We start from the raw sequence: 18925 nt of genomic DNA on the forward strand, positions 1-18925 counted from the left end.
ATGACGTCGGTGACCACGCACTGCCCCTACTGCTCGCTGCAGTGCGGCATGCGGCTGGCGGGGCGTCGCAGCCTGGAGGTCTCGGCCTGGGAGGAGTTCGAGGTCAACGAGGGCAAGATGTGCCGCAAGGGCTGGAGCGCCGCCGGCCTGCACGGGAGCCGGGAGCGGCTCACCACCCCGCTGCTGCGGGACCGGGAGACCGGGGAGTTCCGGGCTGTGGGGTGGGACGAGGCGCTGGACCTGGTGGCGGCCCGGATCGGTGCGCTGCAGGCCGTCCACGGCACCGACGCGGTGGCCGTGTTCGGCGGCGGCGGGCTCACCAACGAGAAGGCCTACCAGCTGGGCAAGTTCGCCCGCGCGGTGCTGCGCACCAGCCAGATCGACTACAACGGCCGGTGGTGCATGTCGTCGGCTGCCTCGGCCGGCACCCGGGCGCTGGGCCTGGACCGCGGGCTGCCGTTCCCGCTGGCCGACGTGGAGCGCACCGACGTGCTGGTGCTGGTGGGGTCCAACCTCGCCGAGACCATGCCGCCCGCGGCCCGGCACCTGGACCGGCTGCGCGAGCGCGGCGGCCGGGTCGTGGTCATCGACCCCCGTCGTACGCCGACCGCGGAGCGCGCCGACCTCTTCGTGCAGCCCGTGCCGGGCACCGACCTGGCCCTGGCGCTCGGCGTGCTGCACGTGCTGGTCGCCTCGGGCGCGGTCGACGCCGACTACGTCGCCTCCCGGACCACCGGCTTCGCACGCGTCCGGGACTCGGTGGCCGCCTGGTGGCCGGAGCGGGTCGAGCGGGTCACCGGGGTGGCGGCCGCCCAGGTGCGCGAGCTGGCCGCGCTGCTCGCCTCCCGGGTGCGCGCCGGCGGTCCCGGCGACCCGGGCGAGCGGGCCCGGGTGATGGTGCTGACGGCGCGCGGGGCCGAGCAGCACAGCACCGGCTCCGACACGGTACTGGCCTGGATCAACGTGGCGCTGGCCCTGGGCCAGTGCGGCCGGGAGTACGCCGGCTACGGCTGCCTCACCGGCCAGGGCAACGGGCAGGGGGGCCGCGAGCACGGGCAGAAGGCGGACCAGCTGCCCGGCTACCGCTCGATCACCGACCCCGCCGCCCGGGCGCACGTGGCCGGCGTCTGGGGCGTGGACCCGGAGTCCCTGCCCGGCAAGGGCCGCTCCGCCTACGAGCTGCTGATGGCGCTCGGCACCGAGGACGGGCCGAAGGCGATGCTGGTGCACGGCTCCAACATCGTGCTCTCCGCGCCCAACGCGGCCGTGGTGGCCGAGCGCCTGGCCGCCCTGGACCTGCTGGTGGTGGCCGACATCGTGCTCTCGGAGACCGCGGCCCTGGCCGACGTGGTGCTCCCGGTGACCCAGTGGGCCGAGGAGAGCGGCACCATGACCAACCTGGAGGGCCGGGTGATCCTGCGCCAGCGGGCGGTCACCCCACCGGGCGGGGTCCGCACCGACCTGGAGGTGCTGGCCGGTCTCGCGGCCCGCCTCGGCAGCCCGGTCGAGCTCGCGACCGACCCCGAGGAGGTCTTCACCGAGCTCCGGGCAGCGTCGGCGGGCGGGCCCGCGGACTACTCCGGCATCACCTGGCAGCGGATCCGCGACGAGCAGGGGGTGTTCTGGCCCTGCCCGGAGGGCCCGACGCCGCATCCCGGGACGCCGCGGATGTTCCTCGAGCGGTTCGGCCACCCCGACGGTCTGGCTCGTTTCCACGTGGTCGAGCACCGCGGACCGGCCGAGGTGCCCGACGCCGACTACCCGGTGCACCTGACCACCGGCCGGGTGCTCGCGCAGTACCAGTCCGGCGCCCAGACCCGGCGGATCCGGGACCTCCCCGACACCGGGCCCTTCGTCGAGCTGCACCCGCTGCTCGCCATGCGGCTCGGGACCTGCGACGGAGAGCCCGTCGAGGTCACCACCAGGCGCGGGACGATGGTCGCGCCCGCACGGGTCAGCGAGGCGATCCGCCCCGACACCGTCTTCGTGCCCTTCCACTGGGCCGGGGTCAACCGGCTCACCAACGACGCCCTGGACCCGGCATCGCGGATGCCGGAGTTCAAGGCCTGCGCGGCGCGGGTGGCTCCCGCCGTCCTCCCCAGCGGGGTGGAACCGGTGGAGGTGCCGGCATGAGCGAACGGCTGGTGGTGGTGGGCGCCGGGATGGCCGCGACCCGGCTGGTGGAGGGCCTCGTCGCCGGCGGGTACGACGGCCACGTCACCGTGCTCGGCGACGAGGAGCACCCGCCGTACAACCGGATCCTGCTCTCCGCGGTGCTGGAGGGCAGCCACCGCCCGGACACCCTGACGCTGCGCGACCCCGACTGGTTCACCGAGCACGGGGTGGACCTGCGGCTCGGCACCCGAGTCGCCGAGCTCGACCGGGACGCGTCCGAGGTGGTGCTGGTCGACGGCAGCCGGCTGCCCTGGGACCGGCTGGTGCTGGCCACCGGGTCCATCCCGACGCTGCCGCCGATCCGCGGCCTGGTCCGGGTGGACGGCCAGCTGCACGAGTCGGTGCACGCCTTCCGCTCGATGGCCGACTGCGACCGGCTGCTGGCGGCCCTGTCCGGCTCCCTGCCCGGTCGGGCGGTGGTGGTCGGCGGTGGGCTGCTCGGCCTGCAGGTGGCCCGGGCGCTCGCGGTGCGCGGGGTGGCGACCGAGGTCGTGGAGGGCACCACCCACCTGCTCTCGGGACAGGTCGGAGGTGCCGCCGGGCAGGTGCTGGCTCGCGACCTGCGCCGTCTCGGCACCGACGTCTACACCGGGGTCCGCGCGGTGCGGCTCACTGCCGCCGGGCTCCGGCTCGACAACGGCGTCGACCTCCCCGCCGACCTGGTGGTGCTCACCGCCGGGGGCAGGCCCTCGACCGCGCTGGCCCGACGGGCCGGGCTGATGGTGCGCCGCGGGGTCGTGGTGGGCCGGCACCTGGAATCGGTCACCGACGACCGCGTGCACGCGCTGGGCGACTGCGCCGAGCACCGCGGGCGGCTGACCGGATTCGTGGCGCCCGCGTGGGAGCAGGCAGGGGTGCTGGCCGAGCACCTGTGCGGCGCGGCCGCTGCGTACGACGGGTCGCGGACCGTGGCGCGGCTGCGCGCCACCGGGCTGGAGGTCGCGGTGCTGGGGGACCCGGAGCACACCGAGGGCGACGTGGTGGAGATGACCAACCCGGTCCAGGGGACCTACCGCAAGCTCGTGGTGCGCGGCGGGGTGATCGAGGCGGCCACCCTGGTGGGGGACCTGTCGTGCGTCGGGCTGGTCACCCAGCTCTTCGACCGACGTACCGTGCTAGGACCGGCGGAGCCCGGGGCGCTGCTGCTGCCTCAGGCTGCGTCGGTACCGGTGACGCTGCCCGACGACGTCGAGGTCTGCGCCTGTGCCGGGGTCAGCGCCGGGACGATCCGGGCGTGCGCCGGCCTGGGCGAGGTCCGGGCGGCCACCCGGGCCACCACCGGCTGCGGCGGGTGCGAGGGCGTGGTGCGAGGGCTGCTGGCGGAGGCGGTGCCGGCCTGACTTGCCGCGTGACAAGCGGTGGGGCGGGTTACGGCGGGGTGAAGCGCGTTTGGGAGACCGTGAGCCAGGGTTTTCCTCCCCGAAACATGAGGTAACCCCGGGGACAACATCGGCTACCTAGGTTTTGGACACAACGGAAGGAGTGTCCATGACGCACCAGCGGAAGACTCTCGTGGTCGCCGGTCACGGCATGGTTGGCCATCGGTTCGTGCAGGCCGCGGTCGAGCGGGGGCTCACCGAGACCCACGACATCTGGGTGATCGGCGAGGAGCCCCGCCCGGCGTACGACCGGGTGGCCCTCACCTCGTACTTCGCGGCCGAGAGCGCGGACGCGCTGTCCCTCCTCCCCACCGGGTCGTACGACGACCCGCGGGTGCGCCTGTGCCTCGACACCCAGGTCACCGGGTTCGACCCCGAGACCCGGGTCCTGGCCCTCTCCGACGGCCGGACCCTGGCCTACGACGCGCTGGTGCTGGCCACCGGCGCGGCTCCCTTCGTGCCCCCGGTCCCGGGCCGGGAGCTGGACGGCTGCTTCGTCTACCGCACCATCGAGGACCTCGACGCGATCCGGGAGGCCTCGCGCACCGCGACCGCCGGCGTGGTGATCGGCGGCGGGCTGCTGGGCCTGGAGGCGGCGAACGCGCTGGTGCAGCTCGGCCTGGAGACCCACGTGGTGGAGATGGCTCCGCGGCTGATGCCGGTGCAGCTCGACCAGGCCGCCGGGCAGACCCTGGTGCGCCACATCGAGAAGCTGGCCGTCACCGTGCACGCCGGGGTCGCCACGGAGGCGATCATCGGCGAGTCCTCGGTGACGGGGCTGTCCCTGGCCGGCGGCGAGGTGATCGAGGCGCAGGTGGTGGTCTTCTCCGCCGGCATCCGCCCGCGCGACCAGCTGGCTCGCGACGCCGGTCTGGAGACCGCCCCGCGCGGCGGGGTGCTGGTCGACGAGCAGTGCCGCAGCAGCGACCCGCACGTCTTCGCGATCGGGGAGTGCGCCGCCCCCGGCGGCACCATGTACGGCCTGGTCGCCCCCGGCTACTCGATGGCCGAGGTGGTCGTGGACGCCCTGCTGGAGGGCACCGGCACGTTCCTGGGCGCCGACATGTCCACCAAGCTCAAGCTGCTCGGCGTCGACGTGGCCAGCTTCGGCGACGCCTTCGCGACGGCCGAGGGAGCCCTGGAGCTGGTCTTCGCCGACGCGGTCGCCGGGGTCTACAAGAAGCTGGTGGTCTCCGAGGCCGAGGACGGCTCCTACCGCCTGCTCGGCGGCATCCTGGTCGGCGACGCCTCGGCGTACGGCGTGCTGCGGCCGATGGTCTCCTCCCGGATGGCGCTGCCGGCCAACCCCGAGGAGCTCATCCTGCCGGCCCGCTCCGGCGACGCGATCCAGCTCGGACTCCCCGAGGAGGCGGTGGTCTGCTCGTGCAACAACGTCACCAAGGCCCAGATCGGCGCCGCGGTGAGGTCGGAGGATGAGGACGCGCACGCCTGCGCCGACCTGTCCTGCGTGAAGTCCTGCACCAAGGCCGGGAGCACCTGCGGGTCCTGTGTCCCGGTGGTCAAGAACATCATCGAGGAGCACTTCTCCGCGATGGGTCGCGTCGTCGACAAGGGGCTGTGCGAGCACTTCGCGCTGACCCGCCAGGAGCTCTTCGACCTGGTCTCGGTGCACGGCTACCGCCGCTTCGACGAGATCGTGGAGGGGCACGGCCGCGGCCGCGGCTGCGAGGTCTGCAAGCCGGTGGTCGCCAGCGTCCTGGCCAGCCAGACCAGCACCCACATCCTGGAGCGCGAGACCGCCGGGCTGCAGGACACCAACGACGCCTACCTGGCCAACATCCAGCGCAACGGCACCTACTCGGTGGTCCCGCGGATCCCCGGCGGCGAGATCACCCCGGACAAGCTCATCGTGATCGGGGAGGTGGCACGCGACTTCGAGCTCTACACCAAGATCACCGGCGGCCAGCGGATCGACCTGTTCGGCGCCCGGATGGAGCAGCTGCCGGCCATCTGGAAGCGCCTGGTCGACGCCGGCTTCGAGAGCGGGCACGCCTACGGCAAGTCGCTGCGCACGGTGAAGTCGTGCGTGGGCTCGACCTGGTGCCGGTTCGGGGTGCAGGACTCCGTCGGCCTGGCGATCGCCCTGGAGCTGCGCTACCGCGGGCTGCGCTCGCCGCACAAGCTCAAGGGCGGGGTGAGCGGGTGTGCCCGCGAGTGCGCGGAGGCCCGGGGCAAGGACTTCGGGGTGATCGCCACCGAGAAGGGGTGGAACCTCTACGTCGGCGGCAACGGCGGCGCCATCCCGGCGCACGCCCAGCTGCTGGTCGGCGACCTCGACACCGAGACGCTGGTGCGCTACCTGGACCGCTACCTCATGTACTACATCCGCACCGCGGACCGGCTGCAGCGCACCTCGGTCTGGGTGGAGTCCCTGGACGGCGGCCTGGACCGGGTCAGGGCCGTGGTCGTCGACGACGCGCTCGGCCTGGGCGCCGAGCTGGAGGCCGCCATGGCCCGGCACGTCACGGGCTACGAGGACGAGTGGCGCGCCACCCTGGAGGACCCGGCGAAGCTGTCCCGGTTCGTCTCCTTCGTCAACGCCCCCGGCACCCCCGATCCCACGATCAGCTTCACCCAGGAACGCGGGCAGATCCAGCCGGTGATGGGCGACCCGCCCGAGCCGGTGCTGCTGGGCAGCACGATCCGGGTGGGCCAGTGATCGGGCAGGAGTGGGAGCCGGTCTGCAAGTTCGGCGACCTGGAGGTCGAGCGCGGCGTCGCGGCCCTGGTGCACGGCCAGGCGGTGGCGATCTTCCGCACCCACCGCGACGACGTGTTCGCCCTGGGCAACCACGACCCGTTCTCCCGGGCCTCGGTCCTGGCGCGCGGCATCGTGGGCAGCCGCGGCGAGGTCGACTTCGTGGCCTCCCCGATGCACAAGCACGCCTTCGACCTGCGCACCGGCCGGTGCCTGGACGACGAGCACGTGTCGGTGTCGTCCTTCGACGTCCGCGTCGAGGACGGGGTGGTGCTGATCGGCCCCCGCCAGGAACGCCGTGTCGCCGGCTGACCGGCCCGCCGGCGGTCCGCTGGAGGGGCTGCGGGTGGGGGTGACCGCCTCCCGCAAGGCCGAGGAGCAGATCACCCTGCTGCGACGGCGCGGGGCGCTGGTGGACTGGGCGCCGGTGCTGCGCTCCGGCCTGGCCGGGGTGGAGGACGAGGCGCTGCGGGCGGCCACCGCCCGGGTGATGGACGAGCCGGTCGACATGCTGGTGGCCACCACCGGCGTCGGGATGAAGGCCTGGCTGGGAGCGACCGAGCGGTGGGGCACCCGTGCGGCGCTGCTGGCGCACCTCGCGGACGCCGAGATCATCGCCCGCGGGCCCAAGACGGTCGGGGCGCTGCGCTCGGAAGGGCTGCGCGAGCTCTGGTCGCCGAGCTCGGAGTGCTTCGACGACGTCCTGGCGCACCTGCGCGGGCGGGACCTGACCGGCAAGCGGATCGTGGTGCAGGAGCACGGGCAGTCGCTGTCGATGGTGGCGCACGCGCTGCGCCGGCAGGGCGCGGTGGTGCAGGTGGTGACGGTCTACCGGGTGGAGGCCGCCGCGGACCCGGCGCCGACGTTCCGGATGGTCGACCTGATCGCCGACGGCGAGCTGGACGCGGTCACCTTCACCGCGGCGCCGGCGGTCAAGGCGCTGCTCGAGGCGGCGGAGGTCACGGGGCGCCGGGCCGCCATGCTCGAGTCGTTCCGCACAGGGGTGCTGGCCGCCAGCGTGGGACCGGTCACCGCCGCGGCGCTGGCGCAGTGGTCGGTGCCCACGGTCTGGCCCGAGCGCTCCCGGCTGGCCGCGCTGGTCACGCTGCTGGAGCACGAGCTGCCGGCCCGCCGCCGGGGCACCAGCCTGGACGTGGCCGACGGGCACCAGCTGCGGCTGCTCGGCGACAAGGTGCTGCTGGACTCCCGCGAGGTGCGGCTGACCCCGGCCCCGCTGGCGGTGCTCCGGGCCCTGGCCGAGCAGCCCGGCCGGGTCGTCGGCCGGGCCGACCTGCTGGCCGCGCTGCCCTCGGGCACCGCCGGGTCCGAGCACGCGGTGGAGATGGCGGTCGCCCGGCTCCGTCAAGCCGTCGGGGCGCGGGTGGTGCAGACGGTGGTGAAGCGGGGCTACCGGCTCTCGGTGGTCTCCGGGGACTGAGCGTCCCGACCCTGCTCGGCCAGGGCCCCCTCGACCAGGTCGACCAGGTGCTCGGTGACCAGCTCGTGGCGCTCCAGGGTGAGCATGTGCCCGGCTCCGGGAGCCACCACCAGGCGCGAGCGGCGCAGGTTCGCGGCCAGGGTCCGGGCGTGGGGGAGCGGGGTGAGCAGGTCCCGGTCGCCCACCAGCACCCGGGTGGGCACCCGGTCGTACGCCGCCAGGGCCGGGATCCGGGAGTGCAGCTGCATGTCGTTGTAGAAGCCCCGCATGGTGGCCGGCGGGCAGTTGATCAGCTGGTCCACCACCAGCCCGGCGTCGCGGGGTCGCAGCGGCTCGCCGAAGAGGAACCGGTTGACCACCAACCGCTCGATGCTCGGCGTACGTCGGCGGGTACGGCGGCTCAGCGCCTTGGCGCGCAGCGCGAGCACCTCGGGGAGCTTGGCCTTGACCCGTGGGCCGAGCTCGGGCAGTCCCAGCGTGACGGTGCCGAGGTCGCCGGAGGAGGTGGAGACGAACACCGCGCCGGCGGTCCGGGCGACGATGTCCGGTCGCTGCTCGGCCAGGGCCATCAGCGTCATCCCGCCGATGGAGTGGCCGGCCAGCACCAGCGACCCACGCGGGGCGTGCAGGTCGATCAGGTCGCCCATGTCCCGGGCCAGGTTGGCCACCGTGCAGGAGGGCTCGGGAGCCGGCCCGGAGCGGCCGTGGCCGCGGTGGTCCCAGGTGAGGATCCGGATGTCGTGGCCGTAGCGGGAGAGCAGGTCGGTGACCTGGTAGTGCCAGTCCTCGGAGTCCGCGGTCCAGCAGTGGGCCAGCACCACGGTGACCGGGGGAGCCTGGCCCGCGGTCGGGTCGGGCCCGTGCACCCGGACGTGGAGCTGCAGTCCGTCGAAGGTCTTCATGGCTTCCTCACCTGGTGGTCTCTGAGGTGGCGATCATGTCGTGATGAGCGCGGTGGCGACAGCTGCGACACCCTCGCCCCGGCCGGTCAGCCCCAGACCGTCGGTGGTGGTCGCGGAGATGCTCACCGGCGCCCCCAGGGCCCGGCTCATCGCCTCCTCGGCCTCGGCCCTCCGGCTCCCGATCCGCGGACGGTTGCCGACCACCTGGACCACGACGTTGCCGATCTCGAACCCGGCCGCCCGAAGCCGGGACGCGGTCTCGGCCAGCAGCGCCGCACCGGAGGCGCCGGCCCACTGCGGCTCGGAGGTGCCGAAGTTGCTCCCCAGGTCGCCCAACCCGGCCGCGGAGAGCAGGGCGTCGCAGGCCGCGTGGGCGGCGACGTCGGCGTCGGAGTGTCCCTCGAGGCCGTGGGTCTCCTCGGGCCAGTGCAGGCCGGCGAGGTGCATGGGGACCCCCTCGACGAGCCGGTGGACGTCGGTGCCGAGGCCAACTCTTGGAAGGGGGGTCACGCACCCGATCATGCCTGAGAGACAATCTGCGCCATGACGTCGTCTCGCCCGTGGGCCCTGGCCGGTGTGGTCGCCGGTATCGGCGGCCTGGCGGCGAGCTACCTGTGCGCCGGCCTGCTCACCATCCGCGAGTCCCCGGTGGTGGCCGTGGCCGAGCTGGTGGTGCGGCTGACGCCAGGACCGGTGGCCGAGCGTGCCATCGACATCCTGGGCAGCAGGGACAAGCCGTTCCTGCTCAGCGCCGTGGTCGTGGTGCTGCTGGGCCTCTTCGCCCTGGCCGGATGGCTGTGGTCGCGAGCCTGGTGGCAGTCGGTGCTGCTGTGGGTCGCACTGGCCCTGGTCGGCTTGCTCGCCGTGCTCGGCCAGCGCGGTGCCGACGTCACCGACACCATCCCGATCGGCGTGGGGCTGGCGCTGTGGCTGGTCCTGATGCTGGGGCTCGCGGCGCTGCTCAGGCGGGACCAGGCGCAGACGGCCTCGGAGGAGGCTCCGGGCCGCCGAGCGTTCCTGCTGGCCGCGGGGACGGTGACGCTGGTCGGCGTCGCCCTGGGCAGCCTCGGCCGCATGGTGGGCAACCGCAAGCGCGCCGTGCAGGAGAGCCGGCGACTGCTGCGGATCCCGGGCGTCACCGACCCCGACCCGGGGAGCCGCAACCGCATCGGGGTGCGGGGGGTGCAGCCCTGGCGCACCAGCAACCAGGACTTCTACCTGATCGACACCACCATGGCGGTGCCCGCCATCAATCCCTCCGAGTGGCGGCTGCGGATCCACGGCATGGTGGACCGCGAGCTGGTGCTCACCTACCAGGACCTGCTGGACCGCGGCCTGTCCGAGGCCTGGGTCACGCTCAACTGCGTCTCCAACCCGGTGGGCGGACCGCTGATCGGCAACGCGTGGTGGAGCGGGATCCTGACCGCCGACCTGCTCGAGGAGGTCGGCGTCAGCCCCCGGGCCGACGCCGTGCTGCAGACCTCGGACGACGGCTGGACGTGCAGCACCCCGCTGGAGGCGATGACCGACGGCCGAGGGGCGATGCTGGCGGTGGCGATGAACGGCGAGCCGCTGCCCATCGAGCACGGCTTCCCGGTGCGGACCGTGGTGCCCGGCCTGTACGGCTACGTGTCGGCCTGCAAGTGGGTCGTCGACCTGGAGGTCACCCGCTTCGCCGACGTCACGGCGTTCTGGACCGAGCGGGGCTGGGCGGAGCGGGGACCGGTCAAGCTCTCCTCGCGGGTCGACGTACCGCGCTCGGGGGAGTCGGTCCCGGCGGGGCGGCTCCGGGTGGGCGGCACCGCCTGGCACCAGCAGGTGGGCATCGCCGCCGTCGAGGTCGCCCTGGACGGCGGTCCGTGGATCGGCGCAGACCTGGCTCGGCAGGGCAGCAAGGACACCTGGGTGCAGTGGGCGGCCACGCTCGACGTCGCGCCGGGCGACCACCTGATCCGGGTGCGCGCCACCGGCGAGGACGGCCAGGTGCAGACCGGGGTGCGCACCGACGTGGTGCCCGACGGCGCCACCGGCTGGCACGAGGTGGACTTCACCGCCGAGGAGGCGTGACCCGCTCGCTGGCGTAGAGCCGGAACAGCAGGTACGCTGCGACGGCGCCCAGCAGGTGCCACACCGCGTGGCCCTGGACCCAGGAGCCGGGGTCGCACCAGCCGTGCTGGCCGAGGTTCCAGATGCCGAACGCGACCAGCATCGTGGCCAGCGCGAGCGCGCCCAGGCGCAGCCGGGTGCGGGCGGGCCCGCGGGACCACAGCCGGACCTCGAGCACGACGGCGAGCACCAGGAGCAGCGCGAACGCCACGTTGCCCGGGTGCCGGACGACCGGGACGCCGTCGCCGAGCAAGCCGATCAGCTCGCAGGCCACCACCAGGGACGCGAACGTCGCCCAGAAGGCGGTGGTGGGCCACTGCCGCCAGCGCAGCAGCGCGTAGGAGGCGGCGAACGCGGCCACCAGGTACATCGAGGTCAGGTCCAGCCAGCCGCCGGCCGCCGACTGGGTGGCGTGCATGGCCGCGCTCGCGGGACCCAGCAGCACCACCAGGCAGGCCATCGCGGTGGCCAGGCCGCGGTGCCGGGGCAGCACGTCGCCCAGCCGGTCGGGGTGCCCCGCTCGGGCGGCGATCAGCAGCCCGGCCAGCACGAAGCCGGCGTTCGAGGCGGCGTTGGCCGGCTGCCGCACCCGGCCGTCGCGGGCGGCCTCGCAGAACTCGTCGCCGCGGCCCACGTCCGGGCCCAGCCAGCCGTGCCGCACCGCGAGGGCCAGCAGCACGGTCGAGACCAGCGCCGTCGCGGCAGCGGCGAGCAGGGGGCGGGCGCTACGGCGCGAACCAGCGGTGCTCACGCCCGCGCCGCCCCCACGGCTCAGTCCTCCAGGACGTAGGTGATGCCGCCGGAGCCGCCCAGCCAGGCGTTCTCGAACTGGGCGCGGTCATAGGTGCGACGCACCGAGGCGTTCGTGGGCGCAGCCGGGTCGTTGACCACCACGTCGCCCTCCGGCGTGAAGCCCACCAGCACCATCAGGTGGCCCGCGGTGGCGCTGATCGGAGCGCCGGTGAGCTGCCCGCGGCCGAACGCGACCGAGACGATCAGCGGCGTGCCGGCCAGGATGTGCGGCTCCGCGGCGGCGAGGTCGGGCAGCCGGGTCACGTGGCTGCTGCGCAGCAGGGTGCCGGCGTAGGCGGTGTTGAAGGCCCAGTTGCCGGTGCCGCGGTAGCCGTGGTCGTAGACCTGCTGCGCGGTCCAGTCCACGATCCCGTCGGCGTGGCCGGCCGGCGTGAAGGCCTGGCCCGCGGCCGGGTTGACCCCGTAGTACTGCAGGACCATGGCGGTCGAGGTGGGCGAGCACCAGGCCTCGCCCCCGTTGCCCCACTGCGGGTAGTGCCCGCGGTGGGTCATCTGGGAGTACGCCGGCACGTCGAGCACGGTGCCGGCCGCGACGCCGGCCTTGGAGGCGGGCGTGCCCGCGGTCCGGGGCAGCACGCGGCTGGCCATCGCGCCGACGCGGTCCAGCGAGGGCTGGGCCTTGGACCCGGTGCGGCGCATCAGCTTCACCCGGAGCTGCCAGCCGGTCGCGCCGGCGGGGACCTGCAGGGTGTCGGCGTTGACCCGGGCCAGGTCGTCGTCCTGGCCCGACAGGCTGCTGCGCTTGATCCAGCGGTCGGTCGAGCTCCAGCGGGCCATGGTGTCCCACGAGCCGACCGTCTGGGCGGCGGAGCGGACCCGGGCCCGGACCTCGATCCAGCTGTCGCCCGGCGTGCTGGCCTGCCACGACGGGATCAGCTCGGAGAGGTCGGAGGACTCGGTGACCCAGGGGGAGGTCCAGGTGCCGACGTGGTACCGGCGACCGCTGAAGGCGCGGGTGTTCTTGGGCGACTTCAGCCGCACCGACCCCTTGGCCACCTTGGTCGCCGACCGGGTGCCGGAGCGTAGCTGGACCGCGGTGTCGAAGGAGGTGTGGGCCACGAAGGTCAGGTTGCGGCGGGCGCTCGGAGCCGGCTCGTCCGCCCCGGCGGGCACCGGCAGCGCCGCGCAGAGCGTCACCGCGACCGCGGCGGCCAGGAGCGGGACGTGGCGGGAGCGGCGGGGAAGGGGAGGCACAGTCACGAAGATAGGTCACACCAGCCCCAGGAGTCACCCGAAACCACGGATGCGAACCCGGGCATCCCGCGCCCATAGACTGGGAACCGTGACTCTCCACCTCTACGACACCGCGACGCGCGACGTGCGCGAGTTCGTCCCCCTCGAGGAGGGCCGGGCGAGCGTCTACGTGTGTGGCCTGACCGTGCAGAGCGAGCCGCACGTCGGCCACGTGCGCTCCGGGGTCAACTTCGACGTGCTGCAGCGCTGGCTCAGGGTGCTCGGCTACGAGGTCACCTTCATCCGCAACACCACCGACATCGACGACAAGATCCTCATCAAGGCCGCCGAGCAGGGCCGGCCCTGGTACAACCTCGCCTACGACATGCACCGCGAGCTGGACCGTGCCTACACGGCCCTCAACGTGGCGCCGCCGACCTACGAGCCGAACGCGACCGGGCACGTGCCGGAGATGATCGAGATGATCACCGCGCTGATCGAGCGGGGCCACGCCTACGCGGCGCAGGACGGGTCCGGCGACGTCTACTTCGACGTCCGCTCCTGGCCGACGTACGGCGAGCTGACCCGGCAGCGCATCGACGACATGGAGGCCGCCGCGGACGCCGACCCCCGCGGCAAGCGGGACCCCCGCGATTTCGCCCTGTGGAAGGGCTGGAAGTCCGAGGTCGAGCCGGTGACCGCGTCGTGGCCCTCGCCCTGGGGCCGGGGCCGACCCGGCTGGCACATCGAGTGCTCGGCGATGGCGGGCAAGTACCTCGGCACCGCCTTCGACATCCACGGCGGCGGCGTCGACCTGCGCTTCCCCCACCACGAGAACGAGCAGGCCCAGTCCCGCGCGGCCGGGCACCCGTTCGCCGGCTACTGGATGCACAACGCGTGGATCACCACCGCCGGCGAGAAGATGAGCAAGTCGCTGGGCAACAGCCTCACCATCCCGGCGGTGCTCGGTCGCTACCGCGGCATCGAGCTGCGCTACTACCTGGTGGCGGCGCACTACCGCAGCCACGTCGAGTTCTCCTTCGAGGCCCTGGACGAGGCCGCGGTCGGCTTCCGCCGCATCGAGAACTTCCTGGACCGCGCGACGGCCGCCGCGCCGGCGGGGGCACAGCCTGGCGCCCAGGACGAGGTACGACCTGCGCCCGAGCAGCTGCCCGAGGCGTTCGTCGCGGCGATGAACGACGACCTCGGCACCCCCGCGGCCGTCGCGGTCATCCACGACACCGCCCGCGAGGGCAACAAGCTGCTCGACTCCGGCGAGCTCGAGGGCGCCGGCCAGCGCCGCGCCGCGGTGCTGGCGATGCTCGACGTGCTGGGCCTGCATCCGGCAGAGCCCGCCTGGGGCACCGGCGAGGGCGCGGTCACCGAGCAGCTCACGACCGCCGTCGACGTGCTGGTGGCCGGGCTGCTGGAGCAGCGCGCCGAGGCGCGCGCGGCCAAGGACTTCGTCACCGCCGACGCCATCCGGGACCGGATCAAGGCCGCCGGCATCGAGATCGAGGACACTCCCTCCGGCCCGTCGTGGTCGCTGGGTCAGACATCAGCAGAGGGAAGCAACTGACATGCCAGGCAACTCACAGCGCAAGGGCGCCATCCGCACCTCCAAGAAGGGCGCCACCGTCGGCTCCGGCGGCAAGCCCAAGCGCGCCCTCGAGGGCCGCGGGCCGACGCCCCGCGCCGAGGAGCGCCCCAACCACAAGGTCTACAAGGAGCGGGCGAAGGAGGAGCGCAAGCAGGCGGCGCGTCCCAAGCGCCAGAGCTCCAGGAGCCAGGGCCCCAAGAGCACCGAGGCGGAGTGGGTCGCGGGGCGCAACAGCGTCCTGGAGGTGCTGCGCGCCGGCATCCCGGTGACCGGCGTCTACATCGCCGAGGGCACCGAGCGCGACGGCCGCCTGCGCGAGGCCTTCAAGCTCGCCGCCGAGCTCGGTCTCTCCATGCTCGAGGTCACTCGCAACGAGATGGACCGGATGACCGCCGGCGCCGTCCACCAGGGACTGGCCGCCCGCATCCCGGCCTACGAGTACGCCCACCCGGACGACCTGCTGGAGCGCGCCACCGAGGCCAGCGAGCAGCCGCTGATCGTGGCGCTCGACTCGGTCACCGACCCCCGCAACCTGGGCGCCGTGGTGCGCTCGGCGTCGGGGTTCGGCGCGCACGGCGTGCTGATCCCCGAGCGCCGCGCGGCCGGCATGACCGCCTCGGCGTGGAAGACCTCCGCCGGAGCCGCGGCCCGCACGCCGGTGGCCCAGACGGTCAACCTGGTGCGCCAGCTCAAGGCCTACCAGAGCGCGGGCTGCATGGTGATCGGCCTCAGCGCCGACGGGGACGTCACCCTGCCCGAGCTGACGGGCCCGGAAGGGCTCGCCGACGGGCCGCTGGTGGTCGTGGTGGGCTCGGAGGGCAAGGGGCTCTCCCGCCTGGTGGCCGAGACCTGCGACCAGCTCGTCTCCATCCCGATGGCCAACCAGCTGGAGTCGCTGAACGCCGGGGTGGCCGCCTCGGTGACCCTCTACGCGATCTCGCAGGCCAGGGCCTGAGGTTGCTGGCCTGACCGTGCCCCGGATCCCCACCCCGGTGCTGCTGCGCCGCGCGCTGCTGCTCCTCATCTGGCTGGTGGCGGCGCTGGCGGTCGGCACCACCCTGTTCCTCAACAGCAGCCGCACCACCGTGCTCGCCGGGCACGACGCGGTGGTGCAGCCGACCCTGGACGGGCACGTGGTGCTGGCCACCGGGCCGGTGCTGCCCGACGTACGCCTCGACCTGCCCGGCCAGGTCGGGGTGCGCGTGGTGCTGGGCAAGACCGATGCCACGTCCTCGGAGGAGCTCTTCGAGCGCTACGCGCTGATCGCCGCCAACTCCGAGGCCCAGATCACCAAGGTGCGTGGGCTGGTGGTGGAGATGGCCCTGGCCTCGGCGCTGCGCGGCGCCGCGGTCGCCGCGATCCCGGTGCTGGGCTTCCTGCTCCTGGGCGCCTCCCGGCGCCGGGACCTGGTCGAGGGCGTCCGCGGCCTGCACGCCCGGCCGTTGCTGGGGGCGGGGCTGGCGGTCGCGGTCGTGCTGGCCCTGTGGCAGCCCTGGTTCGGCGACGAGAGCGAGGTGGACCGGACCCGGGACTGGATGCCGCTGGCGGAGTTCCTGGGCTCCGGCGTACCGGTGCCCGAGGAGGCGCAGGGGCTCGAGGTGCGGGTCGACATCACCAGCTCGAGCACCAAGAGGCTCATCGCCAGTGCCGTGGACACCTACGCCATCAGCCGTGAGTGGTACGCCGCCGCCGCCGAGGCGGCCGCCGAGATCGAGCTGCGCGAGCCCGCGGAGGACGAGACCGTGGTGCTCATGGTCTCCGACCGGCACGACAACGTGGGGATGGACCGGGTGGCCCGCGCGATCGCGGACCGGGCCGGGGCCACCGGGGTCTTCGACGCCGGTGACGACACCTCGACCGGCAAGCCCTGGGAGGCGTTCTCGCTGGACTCCCTCGACGACTCCTTCTCCGACCTGGACCGCTGGGCGGTGGCCGGCAACCACGACAACGGGCCCTTCGTGGGGGACTACCTCGGGGAGCTCGGCTGGACCCGGCTGGTCGGCGAGGTCGCCGAGGGCCCGGCGGGCGGCCTCATCCTCGGCGTCGACGACCCCCGCAGCAGCGGGCTCGGCAACTGGCGCGACGAGACCGGGCTCTCCTTCGCGGAGGTGGAGAGCAGGATCGCGGACACGGCCTGCGGCTCCGACGAGCGGATCGACACGATCCTGGTGCACGACGCCAAGCTCGGAAGGGAGGCCCTGGAGCGCGGCTGCACCGACCTGGTGGTCGGTGGCCACCTGCACGTGCAGGTCGGTCCCACCCGCTACGAGGGTCCCGAGGGCGACGTGGGCTACTCGTGGACCAACGGCACCACCGGGGGAGCGGCGTACGCGATCGCGGTCGGGAGCAAGCCCCGGCGCGATGCCGAGGTCACGCTCATCACCTACGACGACACCGGGCGCCCGGTCGGGCTCCAGCTGGTCCGGCTGCGCACGGACGGCAAGTACGTCGTGGGCGACTACCAGGAGCTGAGCTACCCCGCCACCGTCTGACCCGTGGGATGTGACTCACGCCTCGGCATGATCCGCGTCACCGGGGGTACCGGCAGGGACATGGACCCTCGTCGAGCGATCTCCCACGTCACCCGTCGCACGGTGGGCATGGTGACCCACCCTCGGACCACGGCCCGCGAGCTGGTCGGAGACACCATCGGGCTCGGTGTCGGAGCCGCCGGTCAGGTCATCGAGGTGGTGGCCAAGGCAGCCTCCCTGATCAGCCCCAGCCCCACCACCGAACGGGTCAGCTGGCCCGTGGACGTGCCCCGCGCGGTGCCCGACCTGCCCCCGGCGGAGCCCGCCGAGGACGAGCGCAAGGTGCACGGCGACCCGGTGACGCCTGCGGCGCGGCCGCCCCGGACCGCGGAGCCGATCAAGAAGGCCGCGCCTGCCAAGAAGCCGGCGCCTGCCAAGAAGCCGGCGCCCGCCACGAAGGCCGCGCCCGCCACGAAGGCCGCGCCTGCCACGAAGTCGGCGCCCGCCACGAAGGCCGCTGCCAAGAAGACTGCGCCCGCCAAGAAGGCCGCCGGTGGGCCGGCCCCGGTGGTCGAGGCCACCCCGCTAGACGTGGCCAAGGTGGTGGAGAGCAAGCCTGAGTCCGAGAAGGTCTCCACCCCCGCGCCGGCGACGCAAACGACCGACGCGACCGTCTCCGGGGTTGACGCACCCGGTGCCAAGCTCCCCTCGAAGAAGGCCGCCGCCAAGAAGGCTCCGGCACCGAAGGCGGCCAAGAAGGCGCCCGCCAAGAAGGCCCCCGCCAAGAAGGCCCCCGCCAAGAAGGCCCCCGCCAAGAAGGCCCCGGCACAGAAGGCGGCGGCCTCCGGTACGACGCACACCCCTTCCGGGATGCCGGCGGCCGACGAGGTCGTCAACCCGGCCACGGGATTGCCCAACGACATGGTGCAGCCCGACACCGAGCCACTGGTGCAGTCGTCGACCGCCAAGGCGGTGCGCAAGGAGGCGGAGATGCTGGGACGGGCGGCCGCCACCGACAAGTAGCCCCTCGACCGAGCCGACGCCGAACCGCCGCCGGGCCGGGTCCGGCGTCAGCTGTCGTCGTCGGAGAGCAGCTTCTCCAGGCGTGCCTGGAGCAGCGGCACCCGGTGGGCGTTGCCGGTCAGCTCGACGTACTGCTGGCCGAAGATGGCCAGCAGGGCGTCGTCGAGCCGGCGCACCGCGCCGGCGGGGTACTTGTAGCCCATGCGCCGGATGACCGCCTCGGGGTCGACCGAGGTGAGCAGGGCGGCCAGCTCGTCGAGCGAGGTGACACCGAGCTCGAGCAGCAGGCCCGCGATCCAGCCGTAGTGGTCGGTGTGCGACCAGCCGGCGTCGGCGTACTGCGCGGCGAGGAACGTGGCGAGCTCCTGTCCGCTGATGCGAGGGTCGCTGGGGTCGCTCTCCGGCTGGCTCTGCGGAGCCGCGGCCTGCAGCCGCGCGCGGATCGCGGAGAACTCCTGGTCGGCGAGCTCCAGCAGCCCCGCGGCGAGGGTGAACCGGCGGTCCAGGTCGGGCGCGTGCTCCTCCGGGACGGTGCCCTTGTAGCGCACGTCGTGCTCGAACTCCGCCCAGGCGTGCTGGAGGACGGTGCGGACCTGGATGGAGGCGCGCATGCCGACGAGCTCCTCGTACGACGGCGGCGCCGGCTCCTCCACGGCCACCAGCAGGTGCCGGGAGGCGTAACCGAAGCGACCCTCGCTGGCCGTCTCCAGCCCCATGTCACGGTCGTCGAGCACGGCCAGCTGGTCCTCGAAGACCTCGGCCACCGCAGCCACGTCGCTGTGCACGTAGGTGATCACCCGGACCCCGATCTGGTCGGTGATCTCGCGCATCGGGTCGGCGTAGAGGGGACGGTCCTCGACCGTGCGCGCGGCCTTGGCCGCGAAGGACGCGACGCTCTTGGTACGCCCGTCGACGCTCAGGTAGTTGATGCCCGCCTCGTCGAGCAGGTCCGTCACCAGCTGCTGGAAAAGCGCGGTGGGACCGTGAAGGCTGGGCTGGAGGGCGGCATAGCTGCGCACCGCTGCCCGCACGGGGGCGTCGCTGGGGGTCGCCGGCGCCGGGACGGGACGCGGCTGCTGGGGGTGGGACTGCGAGGACATGGGAACAGCCTGCCCTGTCCACGGACG

The 18925-nt window shown here is 73.7% G+C and carries 15 protein-coding genes; 10 read left to right on the plus strand and 5 right to left on the minus strand.

Going from position 1 to position 18925, the window contains the following annotated elements; translation table 11 throughout:
• The 5 genes from C5H89_RS15235 (at position 1) to C5H89_RS15255 (ending at position 7710) form a co-directional block, all read left to right on the plus strand.
• A complete protein-coding gene (locus tag C5H89_RS15235; RefSeq protein ID WP_104107986.1) occupies positions 1-2133 on the plus strand; it encodes a molybdopterin oxidoreductase family protein in 2133 nt (710 codons plus the stop codon).
• Positions 2130-3515, plus strand: coding sequence for an FAD-dependent oxidoreductase (locus tag C5H89_RS15240; protein WP_104107838.1), 1386 nt, complete (start codon positions 2130-2132; stop codon positions 3513-3515). The genes C5H89_RS15235 and C5H89_RS15240 overlap by 4 nt, the downstream gene beginning before the upstream one ends.
• Positions 3516-3663: 148 nt before the next feature.
• The gene (gene nirB, locus C5H89_RS15245) at positions 3664-6234 is read left to right on the plus strand and encodes a nitrite reductase large subunit NirB (protein ID WP_104107839.1); all 2571 of its coding nucleotides are present in this window, start codon (positions 3664-3666) and stop codon (positions 6232-6234) included.
• Entirely contained in the window at positions 6231-6584 is a 354-nt protein-coding gene (gene nirD / locus C5H89_RS15250; protein ID WP_104107840.1) for a nitrite reductase small subunit NirD, read from the plus strand. Before nirB ends, nirD begins: the two co-directional genes overlap by 4 nt.
• On the plus strand, positions 6571-7710 hold the full coding sequence (locus C5H89_RS15255; RefSeq protein WP_205305062.1) for a uroporphyrinogen-III synthase: 1140 nt from the start codon (positions 6571-6573) through the stop codon (positions 7708-7710). The genes nirD and C5H89_RS15255 overlap by 14 nt, the downstream gene beginning before the upstream one ends.
• Here C5H89_RS15255 and C5H89_RS15260 read toward each other — a convergent pair.
• Positions 7680-8612 (minus strand): alpha/beta hydrolase, encoded by a 933-nt coding sequence (locus C5H89_RS15260; RefSeq protein ID WP_104107841.1) that lies wholly within the window; start codon positions 8610-8612, stop codon positions 7680-7682. The two genes, C5H89_RS15255 and C5H89_RS15260, sit on opposite strands and share 31 nt — an antisense overlap.
• A gap of 33 nt (positions 8613-8645) precedes the next feature.
• Complete coding sequence (ispF, locus tag C5H89_RS15265; protein WP_104107842.1) at positions 8646-9134, minus strand: 2-C-methyl-D-erythritol 2,4-cyclodiphosphate synthase; 489 nt, start codon at positions 9132-9134, stop codon at positions 8646-8648.
• 21 nt (positions 9135-9155) lie between these two features.
• Here ispF and C5H89_RS15270 point away from each other — a divergent pair, with 21 nt between their 5' ends.
• A complete protein-coding gene (locus tag C5H89_RS15270; RefSeq protein WP_104107843.1) occupies positions 9156-10679 on the plus strand; it encodes a molybdopterin-dependent oxidoreductase in 1524 nt (507 codons plus the stop codon).
• On the opposite strand, the gene C5H89_RS15275 is transcribed toward C5H89_RS15270, so the two are convergent.
• Positions 10660-11469 (minus strand): ceramidase domain-containing protein, encoded by an 810-nt coding sequence (locus C5H89_RS15275; protein WP_104107844.1) that lies wholly within the window; start codon positions 11467-11469, stop codon positions 10660-10662. The two genes, C5H89_RS15270 and C5H89_RS15275, sit on opposite strands and share 20 nt — an antisense overlap.
• Before the next feature lie 20 nt (positions 11470-11489).
• Positions 11490-12725, minus strand: coding sequence for a peptidase C39 family protein (locus C5H89_RS15280; RefSeq protein WP_104107845.1), 1236 nt, complete (start codon positions 12723-12725; stop codon positions 11490-11492).
• An 88-nt stretch (positions 12726-12813) separates the two neighbouring features.
• On the opposite strand from C5H89_RS15280, the gene cysS reads away from it, so the two are divergent.
• From cysS to C5H89_RS19160, 4 genes are read left to right on the plus strand one after another with little or no spacing between them, the layout of a single operon-like run.
• Positions 12814-14283, plus strand: a complete 1470-nt coding sequence (gene cysS / locus C5H89_RS15285; protein WP_104107846.1) for a cysteine--tRNA ligase — start codon at positions 12814-12816, stop codon at positions 14281-14283.
• A 1-nt stretch (position 14284) separates the two neighbouring features.
• Positions 14285-15259 carry a 23S rRNA (guanosine(2251)-2'-O)-methyltransferase RlmB gene (gene rlmB / locus C5H89_RS15290; protein WP_104107847.1) on the plus strand — a complete coding sequence of 325 codons (975 nt, stop codon included), beginning with the start codon at positions 14285-14287 and terminating at the stop codon, positions 15257-15259.
• A 16-nt stretch (positions 15260-15275) separates the two neighbouring features.
• Positions 15276-16796, plus strand: coding sequence for a metallophosphoesterase (locus C5H89_RS15295; RefSeq protein WP_240181891.1), 1521 nt, complete (start codon positions 15276-15278; stop codon positions 16794-16796).
• A 60-nt stretch (positions 16797-16856) separates the two neighbouring features.
• Positions 16857-17798, plus strand: coding sequence for a hypothetical protein (locus C5H89_RS19160; RefSeq protein ID WP_205305064.1), 942 nt, complete (start codon positions 16857-16859; stop codon positions 17796-17798).
• A 47-nt stretch (positions 17799-17845) separates the two neighbouring features.
• On the opposite strand, the gene C5H89_RS15305 is transcribed toward C5H89_RS19160, so the two are convergent.
• A complete protein-coding gene (locus C5H89_RS15305; RefSeq protein ID WP_104107848.1) occupies positions 17846-18898 on the minus strand; it encodes a GTP pyrophosphokinase in 1053 nt (350 codons plus the stop codon).
• Positions 18899-18925 lie beyond the last annotated feature (27 nt).

It is taken from the genome of Nocardioides sp. 616, assembly GCF_002930065.1.
Classification (GTDB): Bacteria; Actinomycetota; Actinomycetes; order Propionibacteriales; family Nocardioidaceae; genus Nocardioides; species Nocardioides houyundeii.